This is a genomic window from Vibrio sp. 1-1(7) (assembly GCF_013048485.1).
Lineage (GTDB): Bacteria > Pseudomonadota > Gammaproteobacteria > Enterobacterales > Vibrionaceae > Vibrio > Vibrio fujianensis.
Map to the genome: position 1 here is coordinate 1559872 of NZ_VHSP01000001.1, position 19503 is coordinate 1579374.

The 19503-nt window shown below is 43.1% G+C and carries 22 protein-coding genes and 1 other RNA gene; 7 read left to right on the forward strand and 16 right to left on the reverse strand.

The features are described from left to right. Position 1: 1 nt before the first annotated feature. The 3 genes from rsmH to rsmI all read right to left on the reverse strand — a co-directional run bounded on the left by rsmH (position 2) and on the right by rsmI (position 2485). Positions 2 to 952: a 16S rRNA (cytosine(1402)-N(4))-methyltransferase RsmH gene (rsmH, locus tag FKN05_RS07100; protein WP_170887162.1), complete on the reverse strand. Its 951-nt coding sequence runs from the start codon at positions 950 to 952 to the stop codon at positions 2 to 4. 185 nt (positions 953 to 1137) lie between these two features. Next, positions 1138 to 1531: RNase P RNA component class A (gene rnpB / locus FKN05_RS07105), an RNA gene on the reverse strand. An 87-nt stretch (positions 1532 to 1618) separates the two neighbouring features. Continuing rightward, positions 1619 to 2485, reverse strand: coding sequence for a 16S rRNA (cytidine(1402)-2'-O)-methyltransferase (gene rsmI, locus FKN05_RS07110; protein ID WP_170887163.1), 867 nt, complete (start codon positions 2483 to 2485; stop codon positions 1619 to 1621). Positions 2486 to 2554: 69 nt separating this feature from the next. On the opposite strand from rsmI, the gene FKN05_RS07115 reads away from it, so the two are divergent. Genes FKN05_RS07115 through FKN05_RS07130 form a run of 4 tightly spaced genes read left to right on the forward strand, consistent with a single transcriptional unit; the run spans position 2555 to position 5897 of the window. Beyond that, positions 2555 to 4360, forward strand: coding sequence for a penicillin-binding protein activator (locus FKN05_RS07115; protein WP_161427235.1), 1806 nt, complete (start codon positions 2555 to 2557; stop codon positions 4358 to 4360). Continuing rightward, entirely contained in the window at positions 4347 to 4715 is a 369-nt protein-coding gene (locus tag FKN05_RS07120) for a YraN family protein (protein ID WP_099611813.1), read from the forward strand. The genes FKN05_RS07115 and FKN05_RS07120 overlap by 14 nt, the downstream gene beginning before the upstream one ends. 3 nt (positions 4716 to 4718) lie before the next feature. After that, positions 4719 to 5309 carry a phosphoheptose isomerase gene (locus FKN05_RS07125; protein WP_099611812.1) on the forward strand — a complete coding sequence of 197 codons (591 nt, stop codon included), beginning with the start codon at positions 4719 to 4721 and terminating at the stop codon, positions 5307 to 5309. A 3-nt stretch (positions 5310 to 5312) separates the two neighbouring features. Further along, positions 5313 to 5897, forward strand: a complete 585-nt coding sequence (locus FKN05_RS07130; RefSeq protein ID WP_099611811.1) for a BON domain-containing protein — start codon at positions 5313 to 5315, stop codon at positions 5895 to 5897. Positions 5898 to 5975: 78 nt separating this feature from the next. On the opposite strand, the gene sspB is transcribed toward FKN05_RS07130, so the two are convergent. The 8 genes from sspB to zapE all read right to left on the reverse strand — a co-directional run bounded on the left by sspB (position 5976) and on the right by zapE (position 12306). Then, positions 5976 to 6428, reverse strand: a complete 453-nt coding sequence (gene sspB, locus FKN05_RS07135) for a ClpXP protease specificity-enhancing factor (protein WP_099611810.1) — start codon at positions 6426 to 6428, stop codon at positions 5976 to 5978. Between the two features lie 10 nt (positions 6429 to 6438). After that, positions 6439 to 7074, reverse strand: a complete 636-nt coding sequence (gene sspA, locus FKN05_RS07140) for a stringent starvation protein SspA (protein ID WP_099611809.1) — start codon at positions 7072 to 7074, stop codon at positions 6439 to 6441. 100 nt (positions 7075 to 7174) lie between these two features. Continuing rightward, complete coding sequence (locus tag FKN05_RS07145; RefSeq protein ID WP_099611808.1) at positions 7175 to 7912, reverse strand: cytochrome c1; 738 nt, start codon at positions 7910 to 7912, stop codon at positions 7175 to 7177. Then, complete coding sequence (locus FKN05_RS07150; protein ID WP_170887164.1) at positions 7909 to 9174, reverse strand: cytochrome b; 1266 nt, start codon at positions 9172 to 9174, stop codon at positions 7909 to 7911. The genes FKN05_RS07145 and FKN05_RS07150 overlap by 4 nt, the downstream gene beginning before the upstream one ends. Then, on the reverse strand, positions 9174 to 9767 hold the full coding sequence (gene petA, locus FKN05_RS07155) for a ubiquinol-cytochrome c reductase iron-sulfur subunit (RefSeq protein ID WP_099611806.1): 594 nt from the start codon (positions 9765 to 9767) through the stop codon (positions 9174 to 9176). The genes FKN05_RS07150 and petA overlap by 1 nt, the downstream gene beginning before the upstream one ends. A 377-nt stretch (positions 9768 to 10144) precedes the next feature. After that, the gene (gene rpsI, locus FKN05_RS07160; RefSeq protein WP_078925572.1) at positions 10145 to 10537 is read right to left on the reverse strand and encodes a 30S ribosomal protein S9; all 393 of its coding nucleotides are present in this window, start codon (positions 10535 to 10537) and stop codon (positions 10145 to 10147) included. A gap of 15 nt (positions 10538 to 10552) precedes the next feature. Continuing rightward, entirely contained in the window at positions 10553 to 10981 is a 429-nt protein-coding gene (gene rplM / locus FKN05_RS07165; RefSeq protein ID WP_099611805.1) for a 50S ribosomal protein L13, read from the reverse strand. Positions 10982 to 11202: 221 nt separating this feature from the next. Continuing rightward, positions 11203 to 12306 (reverse strand): cell division protein ZapE, encoded by a 1104-nt coding sequence (gene zapE / locus FKN05_RS07170; RefSeq protein WP_099611803.1) that lies wholly within the window; start codon positions 12304 to 12306, stop codon positions 11203 to 11205. 151 nt (positions 12307 to 12457) lie between these two features. Between zapE and zapG the strand changes: the two genes are divergently transcribed. The 3 genes from zapG to degS all read left to right on the forward strand — a co-directional run bounded on the left by zapG (position 12458) and on the right by degS (position 15731). Continuing rightward, a complete protein-coding gene (gene zapG / locus FKN05_RS07175) occupies positions 12458 to 12910 on the forward strand; it encodes a Z-ring associated protein ZapG (protein ID WP_099611802.1) in 453 nt (150 codons plus the stop codon). Between the two features lie 152 nt (positions 12911 to 13062). Beyond that, positions 13063 to 14430: a Do family serine endopeptidase gene (locus FKN05_RS07180; RefSeq protein ID WP_099611801.1), complete on the forward strand. Its 1368-nt coding sequence runs from the start codon at positions 13063 to 13065 to the stop codon at positions 14428 to 14430. A gap of 239 nt (positions 14431 to 14669) precedes the next feature. Continuing rightward, positions 14670 to 15731, forward strand: a complete 1062-nt coding sequence (gene degS, locus FKN05_RS07185) for an outer membrane-stress sensor serine endopeptidase DegS (RefSeq protein ID WP_170887165.1) — start codon at positions 14670 to 14672, stop codon at positions 15729 to 15731. A gap of 90 nt (positions 15732 to 15821) precedes the next feature. Here degS and rplS read toward each other — a convergent pair whose 3' ends face one another. The 5 genes from rplS to ffh all read right to left on the reverse strand — a co-directional run bounded on the left by rplS (position 15822) and on the right by ffh (position 19419). Further along, positions 15822 to 16175: a 50S ribosomal protein L19 gene (rplS, locus tag FKN05_RS07190; RefSeq protein ID WP_099611800.1), complete on the reverse strand. Its 354-nt coding sequence runs from the start codon at positions 16173 to 16175 to the stop codon at positions 15822 to 15824. A 41-nt stretch (positions 16176 to 16216) separates the two neighbouring features. Beyond that, positions 16217 to 16960 (reverse strand): tRNA (guanosine(37)-N1)-methyltransferase TrmD, encoded by a 744-nt coding sequence (gene trmD, locus FKN05_RS07195; protein WP_099611799.1) that lies wholly within the window; start codon positions 16958 to 16960, stop codon positions 16217 to 16219. A 26-nt stretch (positions 16961 to 16986) separates the two neighbouring features. Further along, positions 16987 to 17541, reverse strand: a complete 555-nt coding sequence (rimM, locus tag FKN05_RS07200) for a ribosome maturation factor RimM (protein WP_099611798.1) — start codon at positions 17539 to 17541, stop codon at positions 16987 to 16989. Between the two features lie 18 nt (positions 17542 to 17559). Further along, positions 17560 to 17808, reverse strand: a complete 249-nt coding sequence (gene rpsP, locus FKN05_RS07205) for a 30S ribosomal protein S16 (protein ID WP_099611797.1) — start codon at positions 17806 to 17808, stop codon at positions 17560 to 17562. 234 nt (positions 17809 to 18042) lie between these two features. Further along, positions 18043 to 19419 carry a signal recognition particle protein gene (gene ffh / locus FKN05_RS07210; protein WP_161427177.1) on the reverse strand — a complete coding sequence of 459 codons (1377 nt, stop codon included), beginning with the start codon at positions 19417 to 19419 and terminating at the stop codon, positions 18043 to 18045. Positions 19420 to 19503: the final 84 nt, after the last annotated feature.

A 19503-nucleotide genomic window follows, 5' to 3' on the forward strand; every position in this document is an offset into this window, starting at 1 on the left:
GTTAAAGTTTTTCGGCTACACGTAACACTGAACTTCGTGAACGTGGATTCAGTGATACTTCATGCTCAGAAGGTTTAATCGCTTTGCCGATCGTTTTCAATTTCGCTCGCCCAAGTGCGCTAATTTGAGCTTCAGTCAGTGGAATACCATGTGGAACTTCAGGGCCTTTACTCTCTTTACGGATAAAGCGTTTGACCATTCTATCTTCCAATGAGTGAAAGCTAATAACAGAAAGCCGACCTTGGGGAGCCAGAATATTGGCTGCACCTTGTAAAGCGGTATCAATCTCTTCCAATTCACTGTTGATATAAATTCGGAATGCTTGAAATGCGCGAGTCGCGGGATGTTTTTTCTCTTTAAAACTCTTAGGCGCAGCTTCTGAAATCAACTTCGCTAACTGACTGGTTCGGGTCAGTGGTGCATTCTCTGGATTTTCTTGATAGGCGATGATGGCTTTGGCAATGCGCCTAGCATGTTTATCTTCACCAAATTCCCGAATAACCCAAGTGATATCGTCAAGATCAGCTTCCAATAACCATTGCGAAACAGGAATACCTGAACTGGGATCCATGCGCATATCCAGTGGACCATCCTTCATAAAGCTAAATCCACGCTCAGCATCATCAAGCTGTGGTGAGGAAACCCCCAAATCAAACAGCACACCATCCACTTTGCCTTGTAACCCATATTGGATCGCATATTGAGCAATGCCAGAAAAAGGACCATGAATAATGGTAAAACGCGGATCGTCTATTTTTTTTGCTTCTGCAATCGCCTGTGGATCGCGGTCAATACTATATAAGCGCCCATTTTCACCAAGTTGAGATAAAATAGTCCGGCTATGCCCTCCCCGGCCAAAAGTTCCATCGATGTAAATTCCATCCGGTTTAATAGCAAGCCCTTCGATAGATTCATGAAGCAGCACCGAAATATGTTGGAAAGATTCAGTCATAAGATTCTCGTTTCGCTCAGTTAAGCGGCCTTGGTGATTAAGTTAGTGTACCGATTTTCCACTTCATCGCTACCCATAAACATAGATAGGACGTGACATTGCGCTAAGTTTAATGGTTTTACCATCGACTAAGTCAATAAAAAGCAAAAAACCCATTATAACCGAGGGCTATAATGGGTCTGAATAGGTGGAGTCGACGTATAAGCCGGGTTCTGTTCCGCTTGCGCGGTAGTAGCCATTCCTCTAGGCCAGCAATCACTCACTGGCTCAAGCAACCTACCCGCCTCCTAACGCGAGCAACGCTATGTGGAAGCCTATTTGGTCTTGCTCCGGGTGGAGTTTACCTTGCTACGAACTGTTGCCAGACGCACGGTGCGCTCTTACCGCACCCTTTCACCCTTACCTGATCCCCGAAGGGCCATCGGCGGTCTTCTCTCTGCTGCACTTGTCGTAGGCTTGCGCCCCCCAGGCGTTACCTGGCACCCTGCTCTATGGAGCCCGGACTTTCCTCCCCCTTATCAGTCTCCCTAACACACGGTTAAGGGACGTCAATAAGGCAGCGACTACCCAGTCAACTCCGAGCACGGATTCTATAGATAACCACAGAGGCTGTCTAGCAACAATCCAAACATCAGACAGAAATCAGATTAACCGTTCAAAAAAACATCACGATGATAAATGATCCAACCCCCATTTATATAAGGCGTTTTTTTTCAAATTATAAATTTCTGCCGCTAAGGCTGCTGCTTTTTTCAGTGGTAACTCTTTCGTTAAGATGGCTAATGCTCTTAAGGCTTGATCCGGCAATGCGTTATTTTTTTCTTCTCGATGACCATGAATAAGCAATACCATCTCGCCACGTTTACGATTTTCATCTTCTTCTATCCAGGTGATCAATTCACTAAGTGGTAAGCCTTGAATCGTTTCAAAGGTTTTAGTCAGTTCACGAGCGAGCACCACCTGACGATCTGGCCCAAGGATTTCTAACATATCTCGCAAAGATTCACTAATACGATGTGGCGACTCATAAAAAATACAGGTTCGCTCTGCTTTAGCGATCTCTAACAATTTATCTTTACGACCTTTGCTTTTAGCCGGAAGAAAACCTTCAAAGCTAAACCTATCAGAAGGTAAACCAGAGGCACTTAATGCGGTAATCACGGCACAAGCGCCAGGAAGAGGGACAACTTTTACACCCGCTTGACGACATTGCGTGACTAAATGATAACCTGGATCACTAATCAGAGGCGTCCCTGCATCGGAAACGAGCGCAATAGAAAAACCTGACAATAATTTATCAACTAACACTTGAGCTTTTTGCTGTTCGTTGTGATCATGCAAGGCAAACGTCTTCGTTTGAATATTGAAGTGAGCCAATAATTTACCAGTATGACGCGTATCTTCCGCTGCGATAACATCAACACGGGAAAGTACATCGAGTGCTCGCTGAGTTATATCGCCTAAATTGCCAATCGGCGTGGGAACGATATAGAGCGTTGGGACCTCAGCAAGCAAGGTTTTGTTATCTGTCATTTGTTTACCATCACTTCAACGATTAATATAGAGACCATCTTACACGGAATAATGAAAGAACTCATGGCTATGAAGAACCATCAGAGACGCAGTGTAACACGCTTACTTACTCCTGTTGCATTGGCGATCATGCTTGCAGCTTGTTCAACGACCTCTTCGATTCCTGAATCGGTCGATATTACCAGCCAACCTGAACTGGCAACACAAACGTATCTCATGCGGGCGGATAGCAGCCAAGGTCAATTGCAAAATGACTGGTTAATCATGGCATTAAAATCTGCGGTTGCTGAAGGAGAAAGCACACAAGCAGAATTACTGATTCGTCGGCTTTCTAAACAGCACTTAACCACATCACAGCAAGCCGAGTGGCAATTGGCCAGAGCCCAGTTATTGGTTAACCATGAGCAGTATCAGCAAGCCTTAGCTCAGCTGAATTTCAAAGCAAACTGGTCAGTGGCCCCTCAACAGTGGCAAACTTACCATCAATTAAGAGCCGATATTTTTACTACGCTTAATCGAGCGTTTGACTCTAGCCGAGAACTGGTGGCCCTTTATGATCTTACTCCCGTCGAGCAGCAAGAAGCGATTGCGGATCAAATTTGGCTAAACCTCAATCATTATTCTAGTTACGCCATTACTAAATTTTCAGCACAACCTGATGAAGAGATCTTAGACGGCTGGTTACAACTCACTATTTATGTCAAAACATTGGCTAACGATTTACCTCAACTAAAAAATACCTTAGAAAAGTGGTTAAACGAAAACCCTCAGCATCCCGCAGCACAATATACGCCTCAGGCCATCCAAGATATTTTAGCGCTTGATCTGGTTCAACCGACTCATACCGCTCTTTTATTACCGTTAACAGGCCGCTTTGCTAAGCAAGCTCAATTAATTCGTGACGGGTTTATTATGGCAATGATGAATGACTCACAACGTCAGCCTGATGCCACATTGACCATTTTAGATACCAATGCAGAAACATTAGAATCGATTGATACTATCCTGACACAAAAGAAAATAGACTTTATTGTCGGGCCATTGGTCAAAGATAATATAGAAAAATTGCAATCATTCCAGAAACAACGCGGGCAAAGCATTCCGACCTTAGCCTTAAATATTCCAGAACAAATGGATGAACAAGCCAACACTTGTTATTTAACGCTATCTCCCGAGCAAGAAGTTGCGCAAGCTGCGAAATACTTATTTAGTCAAGGCTACCAATATCCATTAGTTCTCGCGCCACAAGGCAGCTATGGCGAACGTGTGGTTGATGCATTTACACAAGAGTGGCGTAAGTTCAGCAAAAATGCCGTAACCAGTAACCTATTCGGAGACAAACGGCAGTTACAACGCAATATTAACCGTGTTTTTGGTCTACAGGACAGCCAGCAAAATATAGCACAAATGAATGCATTATTAGGCATGAGTTTTGAGAGCCAACCGCGTAGTCGTAGAGACATTGATGCCGTATATATTGCCGCCAGTAGTTCAGATCTTATTCTAATTAAACCTTTTATTGAGGTCGCTATAAACCCAGATACTCGGCCACCGAAACTATTTTCTAATTCAACCAGTCATGCTAGCGGTCGTCAGTTTGAAGACCTTTCTGGCATCACTTACAGTGATATTCCATTACTGATCCAGCCCACACAAAGCATCGCCAAGCAGGTTGAACAGTTATGGCCCAAATCGTCGAATGCGGATCGCCGCTTACAAGCCCTGGGTATGGATGCCTATCGATTAATGGTGGAACTTCCACAGATGAAAGTAGTCGAAGGTTACACGATTCAAGGCCAAACCGGCCTACTTGGTATCGATGAGCAGTGTGTTGTACAACGAGAAATTAGTTGGGCTGAACATGGGGCTCTTTAGCCACCGAGAAACCGGACAACATTACGAGCAATTGGCGGCAGAATATTTAAGCCGCCAAGGGCTAAAGATTTTAGAACAAAATTTCCACGCACGAAGCGGTGAATTGGATTTGATCATGCAAGATGGAGCCTGTTTGGTCTTTATTGAAGTCAAATATCGTAAAAATCAACATCATGGCCATGCTGCAGAAACCGTCACTCCCCGCAAACAAGCTCGCTTGATTAAAACCGCAAATTGGTGGATGCTCAAGCGTGGTTGCCACATCGAAAACACTGACTTTCGCTTTGATGTGGTTGCCATCCATCAACATGGCCAACACATTGAGTGGATAAAAAACGCAATTACCCAAGGATAATCCATGCTCGACAGCATAAAAGATAGTTTTACCGAAAGTATTCAAATTCAAATCGCCGCAGCAGAAGCTCTCCCGGATGCCATTATGCATGCCGCCCAAATTATGGTTGCTAGCTTGCTTAATGGCCAAAAAATTCTGTGCTGTGGCAATGGCGGCTCAGCAGCAAATGCCCAACAATTTGCCTCTTGCCTGCTTAATCGTTTTGAAACAGAGCGTCCTAGCCTTCCAGCAATGGCACTCACCGCAGACAACACCACCTTAACTGCAGTAGCCAATGACTATCACTATCAAGAAATATTTTCTAAACAAGTGAGAGCATTTGGACAAACTGGTGACATTCTACTCGCGATATCGACTAGCGGTAACAGCAAGAATATCATCAAAGCGATGGAAGCAGCCGTTACGCGTGACATGACGATTATCGCGTTAACCGGTAAAGATGGAGGCGAAATGGCAGGGTTGTTAGGCGAAAATGACGTCGAAATTCGGATTCCGTCCCATCGAACAGCGCGTATCCATGAAGTACATATGGTCACATTACACTGTTTATGTGATCTCATTGACCAAGTTTTATTTCCAGCTCATGAAGAGTAAATCATGAAAAATTTACGGTTTTTCCACTTATATCTATTGCCAATACTATTAATCCTTCCGATCCTGTCTGGCTGTGCCGGACTCTTTGTCGCAGGAGCAGCGACCACCGTTAATATCGCAACCGATCCTCGTACAACAACTGAAATCTGGCAGGATCAGAATCTCGCGCTCGAGATCACCGGGCTAAGTAACAAACCACCATATCGAGGAGAAATGCGTATTACGGCTTATGCATTTCGAGGATCAGTCGTGCTAATCGGCCAATCGCTCAATACTGAATTACTCAATCAATTTATCCAGCAAGCCAAGCAAATAAAAGGGGTGAATAAATTACACGATCAAGTCAGAATAACAGAGCCTCTTTCTTTTGCTAAAATTAGTAACGACAGCTGGGTAACAACCAAAGTCAAATCCGCTTTATTAGCAAAATCCGAACTCAATGGGGTAAAAGTTTCCGTTATCACGGAAGATCGCGAAGTATTCTTATTTGGTTATATCACTCGAGAGCATGCAGAGATTGCTACCGATGTTGCGCGCCACGTATCTGGAGTTAAACAGGTCATTAAAGCGTTTGAATATGCTGATTAAATGGGTGCTCGTTTCGATCAGGTTATAATTAGCTCAACCAAATAAAAAAGCAGCGTCATTGCTGCTTTTTTATTTCAATCACTTAATCACCCGAAGACTCGGCCTACCTTGAGGCTTAGGAGATTCATCAATCGATGAGTGTTCAGAACGGTCAACGTCTTCAGCGGAATTATCATGATTGATCTCATCAAGCACCTGTTGGTAAGCAGGTTCAGGATCAAACATTGTTCCAGCGCCGTTTTCACGTGCATAGATCGCTTGTACCGCATACAAGGGCACAATCACCAACTGAGGTCGACCACCAAATCGAGCACTGAAGGTGACCTCATCATTACCCAACTCCAAATTGCCTACAGCACGAGGAGCCACATTCAAAATGATTTGCCCATCTTGCACGTATTCCATCGGCACTCGAACACCATTTAAGGTCGCATCGACAACCAAATGAGGGGTTAATTCATTTTCGAGTAACCAATCGTAAAAGGCACGAAGTATAAATGGTCGACGAGGTGTCATTTGTTCAATATTCATCACACACCTATTAACGAGACAGGCGCATCTCACGCTCTGCTTCGGTTAGCGAAGCAAGGAATGAGTCACGTTCGAATACGCGATTCATATAAACTTTCAGCTCTTTTGAGCCCGGACCAATTAATTCAATCCCTAAGACAGGTAAACGCCATAGCAGCGGCGCTAAATAACAGTCAATAAGGCTAAATTCTTCACTCATAAAATACTCATACTCGGCGAATACGGGAGCTAGAGTAAGAAGATCATTGCGTAATTTGTTACGTGCTGCTTCCGCTTCACTCGCATTACCATTAACAATTTTTTCCGCCAGTGAATACCAGTTTCTTTCTACACGATAGATCATAAGACGGCTATTACCACGAGCCACGGGATAAACTGGCATCAGGGGTGGATGAGGAAAACGCTCATCCAAATATTCCATAATGATTTTTGAGTCATAAAGCGCAAGCTCACGGTCAACTAGAGTAGGGACCGACTTGTATGGATTCAGTTCAATCAGTTCACCTGGTAGGTTATCTTCATCAACCAGTTCAACTTCAACACTGACACCTTTTTCGGCCAGCACAATACGTACCTGATGGCTATACATATCAGACGCACTTGAAAATAGAGTCATCACAGAACGTTTATTGGCAGCTACAGCCATGGAGCCCTCCAGCACACACTTACAAATATAAAAAACAATGGAGGCTTAGCCTCCATTGATGATTCGATGAATCAAAAATTAGCATGGCATAATAGCACAATTAGTGCACATCACGCCAATACTCTTTCTTCAAGGCAATCACAACTATCGCGAATAACACCAGAAACCCCATTACCCACCAACCTAATGTTTGTCTTTCTAATTTGACCGGCTCACCGGAGTACTCCAAAAAATTCACCAAATCACGAACCGCATTATCATACTCTTCCGCATTCAACTCACCATTACCTTTCGACTTAATCCCAACGACAGTTTTCACTACTTCGCCATCTACGCTATGAGTAGCAAAAATGGGTTCTGGCGTTCCTTGCAGCTCTTCAAGCACATGAGGCATTCCGACACTAGGAAAGACAATATTATTCACGCCAAAAGGTCGACTTGGATCGACATAAAAAGAACGTAGGTAAGTGTACAGCCAATCTACCCCTCGAACTCGAGCAACCAAGGTTAAATCTGGTGGTGGTGCTCCAAACCATTGTGCGGCCGACTTTTCAGGGATCGCATTAATCATCAACTCACCAATTTTTGTTTGTGGATCAAAAATCAAGTTTTCTTTCATTAGATCATGCGGGATACCAAGATCGTCCGCCACGCGTTCATAACGCTGATATTGTGTTGCATGGCAACCAAAGCAGTAATTCATAAACAACTTGGCACCATTTTGCAATGAAGCTTTATCGCGTAAATCATTGTTCGCTTTATCCAACACGACATTAACTCCAGCAGCTATGGCTAATGAAGGTAACAGTGCAAACAACATTACAATCCATTTTTTCATTTGAATGTCACCCTCGTTGGTAGCGGCTTCGTTGCCTCATTTTTGCTGTAGAAGAACAACAAAACAAAGAACATAAAGTAGCCTAAGCTAAACAGCTGAGCTAGCAATGTATAGGTTGGTGTTGCAGGTAAAGCGCCTAATATCCCTAAGGCAATAAAACTGATGGTGAATTGAATAATATTAATTAAATGAAATTTACTACGGTAGCGGTACGAACGGACTTTGCAGCGATCCAGCCATGGTAATAAAAACAGCATAATGATGGATGCCCCCATTGCAATGACACCAAGCAACTTATCAGGAACAGCACGCAAAATGGCATAAAAGGGCGTGAAATACCAAACAGGAGCAATATGTTCGGGGGTTTTTAATGGATTAGCAGCTTCGAAGTTAGGCGGCTCAAGAAAATATCCCCCCATCTCCGGATTAAAAAACAGAACGTAACAAAATAGAAATAGGAAACCCGCGACACCAATAAGATCTTTCACCGTACCATAAGGGTGAAAAGGAATTGAATCAATGATGTCGTATTTCTTGGTATAATATTCGTGGAATTTAAACTGTGACTGATAATGCTCGCCCATTGCCCCTTTAGGCAATTTGGTCTCAATGCCATCAGGGTTATTTGAACCAACCTCATGCAACGCCAAGATGTGCAACACAATAAGCAATAATAGTACAATCGGTAACGCTATCACATGTAAGGCAAAAAAGCGGTTAAGTGTTGCTCCAGAGATCACATAATCTCCGCGAATCCACAAGGTAAGATCATCGCCAATCACAGGTATTGCGCCGAATAGTGAAATAATCACCTGAGCGCCCCAATACGACATTTGCCCCCAAGGTAATAAATAGCCCATAAAAGCTTCTGCCATCAACACAAGGAAGATCAGCATGCCAAAAATCCACAATAATTCTCGTGGTTTTTGGTACGAACCATAAATCAGACCGCGATACATATGCAGATAAATCACGACAAAAAAAGCCGAAGCTCCTGTTGAGTGCATATAGCGCAACAACCAACCATACTCAACATCTCGCATAATATATTCAACCGATGCAAAGGCACCATCACCGGAAGGAACATAATTCATAGTGAGCCAGATGCCGGTTAAAAGCTGGTTAACCAACACCAACATCGCTAAAGAGCCAAATAAATACCAAAAGTTAAAGTTCTTTGGCATTGGGTATTCAGAAAGGTGTTTTTTATACGCATTCATAGCCGGTATGCGTTTTTCCACCCAATCAAGTAGCGCTTGCATTATGCCTCCCCACTTTCATCTAGGCCGATAATTATTTGAGTCTCACTAAGATACATGTGTTTAGGGACAACCAAATTGAGTGGTGCAGGTACACTTTGGAATACACGGCCTGCCATATCAAACTTAGAGCCATGGCAAGGGCAGAAAAAACCAGCTCTTACCCCTTTAACTTGCTCATTAAATGAATCAGGTAAATAAGTGGGTGAGCAACCTAAATGAGTACAAATTCCTACTGCAACAAAATATTCTGGTTTAATCGAACGGTAAGTATTTTGTGCGTAATCTGGCTGCTGCTGTTCCTGAGAGTTTGGATCTCGCAACTGTGTATCATGATTTTTAAGGCTATCGACAACCGTTTGCGAACGCCGAACGACCCATACTGGATTGCCTCGCCACTCGACACGAACCATTTGCCCTTCTTCGAGTTTACTCACATCGACTTCAACAGGAGCCCCTGCTGCTTTCGCTTTTGCACTTGGATTCCAAGATTTAATAAAGGGTACAGCCACTGCGACTGCTCCTAAACCACCGACAACGGCTGTTGTTGCAGTTAAGAACCGTCTGCGACCATGATTTAAAGGCGCATTGCTCATCCAGACATTCTCCCACTTGCTCCTTATGGATTGCTGCTATTCCGTTTAAGAGCATGGCTAACAAAAATACTAATTAGTTGTATTTATTTGATAGCAAATGATAAATAAAACCCCACTTTTTGACAAGATAAAGCTACCTTTTATTAACATTCATCGAATAATTCGTATGTGAAGTCACATAAAGAGGCCCGACTCAAAAGAATACGGCGAGTTTAATAACCAAAGGAATGGATAACAAAGGAACGTGGAGCAATATCCACGAAGGCTAGCATACTGGAAAGGAATATAGAGGAAATTAAAAAACAAAAAGCTCGGTATAAAACCGAGCTTTGCAACCACAATTCAACCGAAGTTGAAAAACAATAATCTTGAAAAGATTAACGTTTAGAGAATTGTGGACGACGACGTGCTTTACGTAGACCAACTTTCTTACGTTCAACGCGACGAGCATCGCGAGTCACATAGCCAGCTGCACGTAGAGCAGGACGTAGAGATTCATCGTATTCCATCAGAGCGCGAGTGATACCGTGACGGATAGCACCTGCTTGACCAGAAATACCACCACCTTTAACAGTGATGTATAGATCAAGTTTCTCTGTCATTTCAACTAACTCTAGAGGTTGTTTCACAACCATACGAGAAGTTGGACGACCGAAGTATTCATCAAGGCTACGCTTGTTGATTACGATGTTGCCGCTGCCTGGTTTAATGAAAACACGCGCAGCTGAGCTTTTGCGACGGCCAGTGCCGTAGTATTGATTCTCTGCCATTTCCGAAATCCCCAATTAGATGTCTAGTACTTTTGGTTGTTGAGCAGCATGGTTGTGCTCAGCGCCAGCGTAAACTTTTAGCTTACGGTACATAGCTCGGCCTAGAGGACCACGTGGAAGCATACCTTTAACCGCTAGCTCAAGTACCATTTCAGGCTTACGTTCGATCAGCTTTTCAAAGCTGAAAGATTTTAGGCCACCTGGGAACTCAGAGTGACGGTAGTACATTTTGTCTTTAGCCTTGTTACCAGTTACAGTAACTTTCTCCGCATTAACCACGATGATGTAATCACCAGTGTCAACGTGTGGAGTATACTCAGCTTTGTGTTTGCCACGTAGACGAGATGCAATTTCACTTGCTAGACGACCAAGAGTTTTACCTTCAGCGTCTACAATATACCAGTCGCGTTTTACAGTTTCTGGTTTAGCAACGAAAGTTTTCATGCTAATAATAACCCGTTAATTAAAATTTACACTTAAAGGAGCACATTTGCTCCCACTGTCTAAGAGCCCAGACATCACCCCTTCGAGTGGATGGCACTCTCGGCCTAAAAAGACCTGCAGTAACGGTGGGTCGCAGGATTATAGAGAAGAGCGCAGAAAAAATCACCTTTTTTTGTGTAAAAACACAAAAAATTCTTCCTCAGCTGCTTTTTATTTCTTTGTTATGGTAGATGTGGTTTTGCTAAATAATCATAGCTTTGCATTTCAATTAATCGAGATTGACAACGTTTAAATTCAAAATTGAGTCGCCCTTCTGTGTACAATTTATCTAATGACACTTGCGCAGAAATAATCAATTTAACGTGGCGTTCGTAAAACTCATCTACCAAAGCGATAAAACGTCGAGCAGCATCGTCAGATAATGCTCCCATTTGCTTCACCTCAGCCAATAATACCGTATGATAAAGGCGTGATAGCTCAATATAATCATTTGCACTACGAGCCGTTTGGCATAGTTGCGCAAAAGTGGCAAAAAGAACCCCATCACTAGCTTGGAGAACCGATATCTGGCGGTGGTTAACCTCAATTTCATTGCCTGTGTTTTTATCTCTACCGGTTAATTGCTTGTAGTAATTATTCAGGTTGTCTTGTGCTTTTTGATCAAGAGGATAGTGATAAATTTCAGCTTGAGTTAATGTTCTTAATCGGTAATCGATACCATTATCAATATTAAACACCAAGCAATACTCTTCAATTAAATCTATCGCGGGGAGAAAACGAGCTCGCTGTAGGCCATTACGATACAATTCATGAGGAGGAATATTAGACGTTGCCACTAACACAACCCCTCGTTTAAATAAGGCTTGTAATAACGTTGCCAAGATCATTGCATCAGTAATATCTGACACAAAAAATTCATCGAAGCAGATCACTGTGGCTTCCTGACTAAATTTATCAGCAACCCGCTCCAGCGGATCACTGACCTCTTGCAGTTGTTTCAGTTCATCATGTACTCGATACATAAAACGATGAAAATGAACTCGCATTTTGTGTTCACTGGGTAACGCATCAAAAAAGGTGTCCATCAAATAGGTTTTGCCACGCCCTACGCCCCCCCAAAAATAAAGCCCTTTTGGAGCGGGTAGCGTTGCTGTTTTTTTTCCAAACCATTGCTGCCAAAAGGATGGTTTTATCACTGACTGGGAGAAAAATTCCATCAATTGATGATAGAGAGAATCCAGTGCATCAATCGCACGAGCTTGCGAATCATCTTGTTGAAAACCGGAGCGTTTTAGATCTTGTTCATATCGTTGTTTCGGTGTCATGACTGTCTACTACATCTATAAAGGGCAGAAACTGCCATCTAGCGCACATGCATTTTGCTTTATCCAACAGAGCTCTCATAGTAACATGTCTCACAAGCATGTGTAACCAGCTAGTAAAAAACATGTTAAATAACAACAATAAGGAGTCGTTATGCCTTGGATCTATGCCGTTGTCGGGCTATTAGTGGGGATGGTGGTTGGGATTGTCATTGCTCGTCTTACCACACCACACTATAAAAATCAGAAATCTCTACAAAAAGAATTAGATAACACAAAGTTTGCCATGGAACAGCAACGTCAAGAGCTAGCGGATCATTTTGCTCATACGGCAGAAATGCTCGATATACTGGGAAAAGATTACACCAAACTCTATCAGCATATGACAAAATCCTCTTCAGAGCTGCTTTCTAATCTCCCAGAGCAAGATAATCCATTTTTAAAAAAAATTGCGCAGCAAAATAAAGACACAGCAATATCAGAAGATAACGAGGAAAATCTAGAACAGCCCCCTAAGGATTATGCATTAGGTGCAACAGGCTTATTAAAAAATGAAGAAAAAGCCATCCTTCACTCTTCAGAGGTGATCAACAGTAAAACGAACTAGCCTTGCTTTAATTAAAGTACGGCCAAAGCGCAGTAAAAAGTAATGAACTTTGCAAAGGTTTTTAAGTCATAACTCTCATTCTGTCTGTTGAAGTTTTTATAAAAAGACACATATAAACGACATCAGGCTTTAATTCATTGAGGAGTGTTACGATGAAAAAACCTTTGCTTGTTTTCACAGCATTAACCTTAAGTTTAAGTTCCCTCATCACCCCGTTACAAGTCAGTGCTGCGTTGCCTCTCTCTGTACAAGGTGAGCAATTACCAAGCCTAGCCCCGATGCTAGAAAAAATCACCCCCGCAGTGGTTAGTATCGCAGTTGAAGGAACTCAGGTTTCTCGCCAGCGTATTCCCGATCAATTTCGCTTTTTCTTTGGCCCAGATTTCCCTACCGAACAGTTCCGTGAGCGCCCTTTCCGAGGGTTGGGCTCCGGCGTTATTATTGATGCTAAACAAGGTCATGTCGTGACCAATTATCATGTGATTAATGGTGCGGAAAAAATTCGAGTCCAACTGCATGATGGCCGAGAGTTTGATGCGGAACTGGTTGGTGGCGATCAAATGGCAGATATCGCGCTGCTAAAACTCAATAAGGCTAAATCACTCACTCAAATGCCGATTGCAGACTCAGACGCACTACGGGTCGGTGATTTTGCCGTTGCAATCGGTAACCCTTTTGGTCTAGGGCAAACGGTCACTTCCGGCATTATATCTGCTCTGGGTCGCAGCGGATTAAACATTGAAAACTTTGAAAACTTCATTCAAACCGATGCGGCGATCAACAGCGGCAACTCTGGCGGAGCATTAGTCAACCTAAACGGTGAATTAATTGGTATTAACACCGCCATTCTTGGTCCGAATGGCGGGAATGTTGGAATTGGTTTTGCCATTCCAGCCAATATGATGAAGAACCTCACCGACCAAATTTTAGAATTTGGTGAAGTAAAACGTGGCATGCTAGGGGTTCAAGGTGGAGAGGTATCTTCGGAATTAGCCGATGCTTTAGGTTACGAATCCAGTAAAGGCGCTTTTGTCAGCCAAGTGGTACCAGACAGCGCCGCAGACAAAGCTGGTTTAAAAGCCGGTGATATTATCGTTTCAATTAACGGTCGAAAAGTGGATACTTTTTCAGAACTGAGAGCCACGATTGCAACATTAGGCGCAGGTAAGCAGGTTAAACTCGGTGTCATTCGTGACGGTAAAGAAAAGACCTACCATGTCACGCTTGGTGAGCAAGCTAATAGTAAAACCAAAGCTGATAACCTACACCAAGGGCTGTCCGGTGCAGAACTCACTAATACGACAGAAAATGATGTCATCCAAGGGGTGAAAGTTACTCAAGTCGAAAAAGGATCTCCGGCGGAAGCTTATCAAATTCAAAAAGACGACATTATTATAGGAGTCAACCGTCAACGAGTCAGAAACATTGCAGAGTTGCGTGCAATTTTAGATAAATCTCCCTCAATATTAGCGCTTAATATTCAGCGAGGTGATCGGACTATCTATCTTGTTGTTCGGTAAAAAAGTGGATAAATAACATACAGCAAAGGGCAGGGTTATACTGCCCTTTTGTGATTTTTCTAAGCAATGTTATTCTTCATGTTTAATACCGGCCCATTAACTCTGTCACACTGTATTGGTGGGAAAATAGCTATTGATGCGCAACCAAAGCGTATTACTACCAACAGACTTTTTGACTAATATAACCTATCTATATGGGTTAAACTCGTCTTATAACACTTTATTGATTTGGGGAAAACATGCTGAAATTTCTGGTTCGTTCTGTTGGATTTGGCTTGCTTGCTGCCATTGTGGTGATTCTCGCCGTTCCCTCTTTACGTGCCCCTATTTTTCCTCAAGCAAGTGAAGTTCCAACACACATAGGTTCATTGCAACTTTCCTTTAATGAGGCCGTGCGACGAGCCGCTCCTGCCGTCGTCAATATCTATAGCCGAAAATATTCAGAAAGTGACCGAAGTAAGCTATCCACCCAAGGGTTAGGTTCCGGAGTTATTGTGAATGAAAAAGGCTACCTTATTACCAATTATCATGTCATCGCTCAAGCGGATCAAATTATCGTCGCCTTGCAAGATGGTCGTATCGCAGCGGCTCAGTTAGTCGGGCAAGATCGCCGCACAGATATTGCAATTTTACAAATAGAAGGCAATAACTTACCCGTTATTCCACAAAACCCTCACTACCAAGCTAAAGTCGGCGACGTCGTTTTAGCCATTGGAAATCCTTATAACTTAGGGCAAACGACTACCTTTGGTATTATTTCTGCAACGGGACGTTCATCGATTAGCGCAGATGGCAGACAAGCCTTTATTCAAACCGATGCGGCTATTAATGAGGGCAATTCAGGCGGAGCTTTGGTTAATACCCAAGGTGAGTTAGTTGGAATTAATACCGCTTCTTTTCAACAAGCAACAGATCTTGAAACCTACGGTATTTCATTTGCCATCCCTTTCGATCTTGCACATAAAATTATGGAAAAAATCATTGCCGATGGACGGGTTATCCGTGGTTATATCGGTGTGGATGGGCAAGATATTAATTCCGTCACCTCGCGATTACTGGGTAGCGAACATATTGGTGGCATCGTGATTTTGGGTGTCGATCCAACTGGCCCTGCGGCAAAAGCAGGGTTTATGGTTCGTGATATCATTTTGAAAATCGATGGACAAAAAATTAATGGTCGGCAAAGTGTGATGGATACAGTTACGGATTTACGTCCAGGCACCGTAGTTGAATTTACTCTGCTTCGTAAAGGTCAAGAAATCATTGTCCCCGTCACTATCGCGGAAGATACTAGAGAATAACCATTACGTCCGATAATTAATAAGCCGATAATTAGTATAAAAAAACGGAGCCTAATGGCTCCGTTTTTTATGAGAACGCGAGTTCTAGCATTACTTCTTAGCAAGCTTCTCTTTAATACGAGCAGCTTTACCAGAGCGATCGCGTAGGTAGTACAATTTGGCACGACGTACTGCACCACGGCGTTTCACTTCAATGCTATCAACAACTGGAGAGTGAGTTTGGAACGTACGCTCAACACCTTCACCGTTAGAGATTTTACGAACGGTAAACGCTGAGTGTAGACCACGGTTACGGATTGCGATTACAACACCTTCATAGGCCTGTAGACGCTCACGGTCACCTTCTTTTACCTTAACTTGAACCACAACAGTATCACCTGGTGCGAACTTAGGTAGGTCTTGCTTCATTTGCTCTTGTTCTAGAGCCTTGATGATATTACTCATTTTTAAAATTCCTAGAATAAACTGATACTAAATTTAATAGGTTACTGGTGATGAGTTTCTTTAATAAACTCGGCCAATAATTGTTCCTGTTCGTCAGTCAGAGCTAGGTTTTCCAGGAGCTCTGGTCTTCTTAGCCAAGTTCGACCTAACGACTGTTTAAGTCGCCAATGACGAATATCCTGATGATTGCCAGACATCAGTACCGCTGGTACTGCTCTGCCATCCAATACTTCAGGGCGCGTATAGTGTGGGCAATCCAATAAGCCATTCGCAAAAGAATCTTCTTCTGCTGACGCAAAATCGCCTAAGACTCCCGGTATAAACCGAGAAACCGAGTCGATCAACGTCATCGCTGGGATTTCTCCCCCGGTCATTACAAAATCACCGATCGACCATTCTTCATCAACTTCTGATTCTATAATGCGCTCATCTATCCCTTCATAGCGGCCACAAATGAGTAATAAATTATCATTGTTAGCCAACTCTTCGACTCCTTGCTGATCGAGTTTACGACCTTGGGGAGAGAGATAAATCACTTTCGTCTTACCCGGTGCAGCGGCTTTAGCGGCATGAATGGCATCACGCAAAGGTTGCACCATCATTAACATGCCTGGACCACCACCATATGGTTTATCGTCTACAGTGCGACGTTTATCGCTTGTAAAATCACGAGGATTCCAACTTTCAATAGATAATAAGCCTTTTTTTACCGCTTGGCCTGTTACTCCAAAATCCGTCACGCTACGGAACATTTCAGGAAATAGGCTGATAACCCCAACCCACATGTGTTCTTCGCCTTATCGATTCAGAGTTAAAACGCAGGATCCCAGTCAACTTCGATCCGTTGAGCGGTGCGATCAATGTGTTTGATCACTTGCTCTTCAAGAAACGGAATTAATCGTTCCTTTTGTCCAAAAGCATCTTTTAGATTTGCTTTCACTACCAAAACATCGTTGGAGCCAGTTTCTAACATATCGATAACTTCACCAAGATCATAACCTTGTGTTGTTACCACTCGCATGCCAAACAATTCCCGCCAGTAGAACTCATCTTCTGACAATTCAGGTAATGCAGCTGGATTAATTGAAATTTCAAAGTTAGTCAGTAGGTTTGCATCTTCACGAACATCAAGCCCTTGAAGTTTTACCACCAAACCTTTGTTATGGCGTTTCCAACTTTCTACTTTGTATTCTACCCATTCGCCCTTTTGGTTTACTAACCAAGGGCTATAATCAAAAATGCTTTCAGCGTTGTCTGTGTAGGACAAAACTTTAAGCCAGCCACGAATGCCATAAGAAGCACCAAACTTGCCTACAACAATTTTTTCGCTTTGCTTGCTCATTATTTTTTTGCCTTCCATCGACATAAACTAGTCATGATTGAATTAAGCCGCTTTTTGAGCGTCTTTTACTAGTTTAGCTACGCGATCTGATAAAGATGCACCTTGTGATACCCAGTGGTTCACGCGATCTAGATCAACACGTAAGCCTTCTTCTTGACCTGTTGCGGTAGGGTTAAAGAAACCTACTTTTTCGATAAAACGGCCAGTAGAAGCGTTGCGGCTGTCTGCTACAACGATTTGATAAAATGGACGCTTTTTAGCGCCGTGACGTGCCAAACGAATGGTTACCATGTCGTCCTCTTTGCTTTCTCAAAAATAAAATTAACCCCAGCAACTATTCGATTAAAAAACAGTTTGGGGTCTCGTGCCAAAATAAAGCCTCGGAATTTTACTCTTATTCCGAGGCTTTGCAAGGGCTTTAGCCAATTTTTCACCACCAAAACCCAACAACAATTACTGTGAGCGTGTTAGCAGTTTAATAAAAGATTCTTAATCTACTGTTCAAGCTCATTTTATTCACCAAGCTTAACGGCCAAAGAAACCACCACCACCAAAACCACCTCCCATCATGCCTTGCATATTACGCATCATGCCTTTCATGCCGCCTTTTTGCATTTTTTTCATCATTTTCTGCATTTGGGTAAACTGTTTAAGCAACCGGTTTATATCTTGCACTTGGGTTCCAGAACCTGCGGCGATGCGTTTTTTGCGCGAGCCTTTGATTAAATCAGGATTTTGTCTCTCTTTCATGGTCATCGAATTGATGATAGCTTCCATCTGTTTAAACATCCGGTCATCAACTTTATCTTTAACACCGGCAGGAAGCTGAGACATACCCGGCAGCTTGTCTAACATGCCCATCATGCCACCCATATTCTGCATTTGCCCAAGTTGCTCACGAAAATCTTCTAAATCAAAGCCCTTTTTCTCTTTGAATTTTTTCGCTAGTTTTTCTGCTTTTTCATGGTCAACATTACGCTGTAAATCTTCGATCAGCGACAACACATCGCCCATACCTAAGATCCGAGAGGCGACGCGATCAGGATGGAAAGGTTCTAAGGCATCCGTTTTTTCACCAACCCCTAAGAATTTAATGGGTTTACCTGTGATATAACGGACAGATAACGCCGCCCCACCCCGTGCATCACCGTCAACTTTAGTAAGAATGACGCCAGTCAATGGTAGTGCATCACCAAAGGCTTTAGCGGTGTTCGCTGCATCTTGCCCTGTCATGGCATCAACCACAAATAAGGTTTCAACAGGGTTTATGGCTTGATGTAATGCTTGAATTTCACCCATCATTTGTTCGTCAACCGCTAAACGACCTGCGGTATCAACAATCAAAACGTCATAAAACTTTTTCTTGGCGTGCTCAACCGCTGCCGTGGCGATATCAATCGGCTTTTGATCGGCTGAAGAGGGGAAGAAATCCACCGCTAGATCACTGGCTAGTGTCTCAAGTTGTTTAATTGCTGCCGGACGATATACGTCAGCAGAAACCACCAAGACTTTCTTCTTATCGCGCTCTTTCAGTAATTTAGAAAGTTTACCGACACTGGTGGTTTTACCTGCCCCTTGCAGGCCAGCCATTAAAATCACCGCTGGTGGTTGAGCGGCTAGGTTTAAAGCCTCATTAGCCGCCCCCATTACCGCTTCGAGTTCTTGACGGACGATCTTAATAAATTCTTGACCAGGGGTAAGGGATTTAGAAACCTCAACGCCAACCGCGCTTTCTTTCACTCGACTGACAAATTCTCGCACCACAGGCAATGCAACATCGGCCTCAAGCAAGGCCATACGAACTTCACGTAAGGTGTCTTTGATGTTGTCTTCAGTAAGACGCCCTTTACCACTGATATTTTTCAGCGTGTTAGATAATCGATCTGTTAAATTCTCAAACATTTTTTTCTCTTCGCGATTAGGCGATCAATACTCTTGAGTATACCTTAGCCTATTGGCTAGGCATACCCATTGCGGAGTAACAAA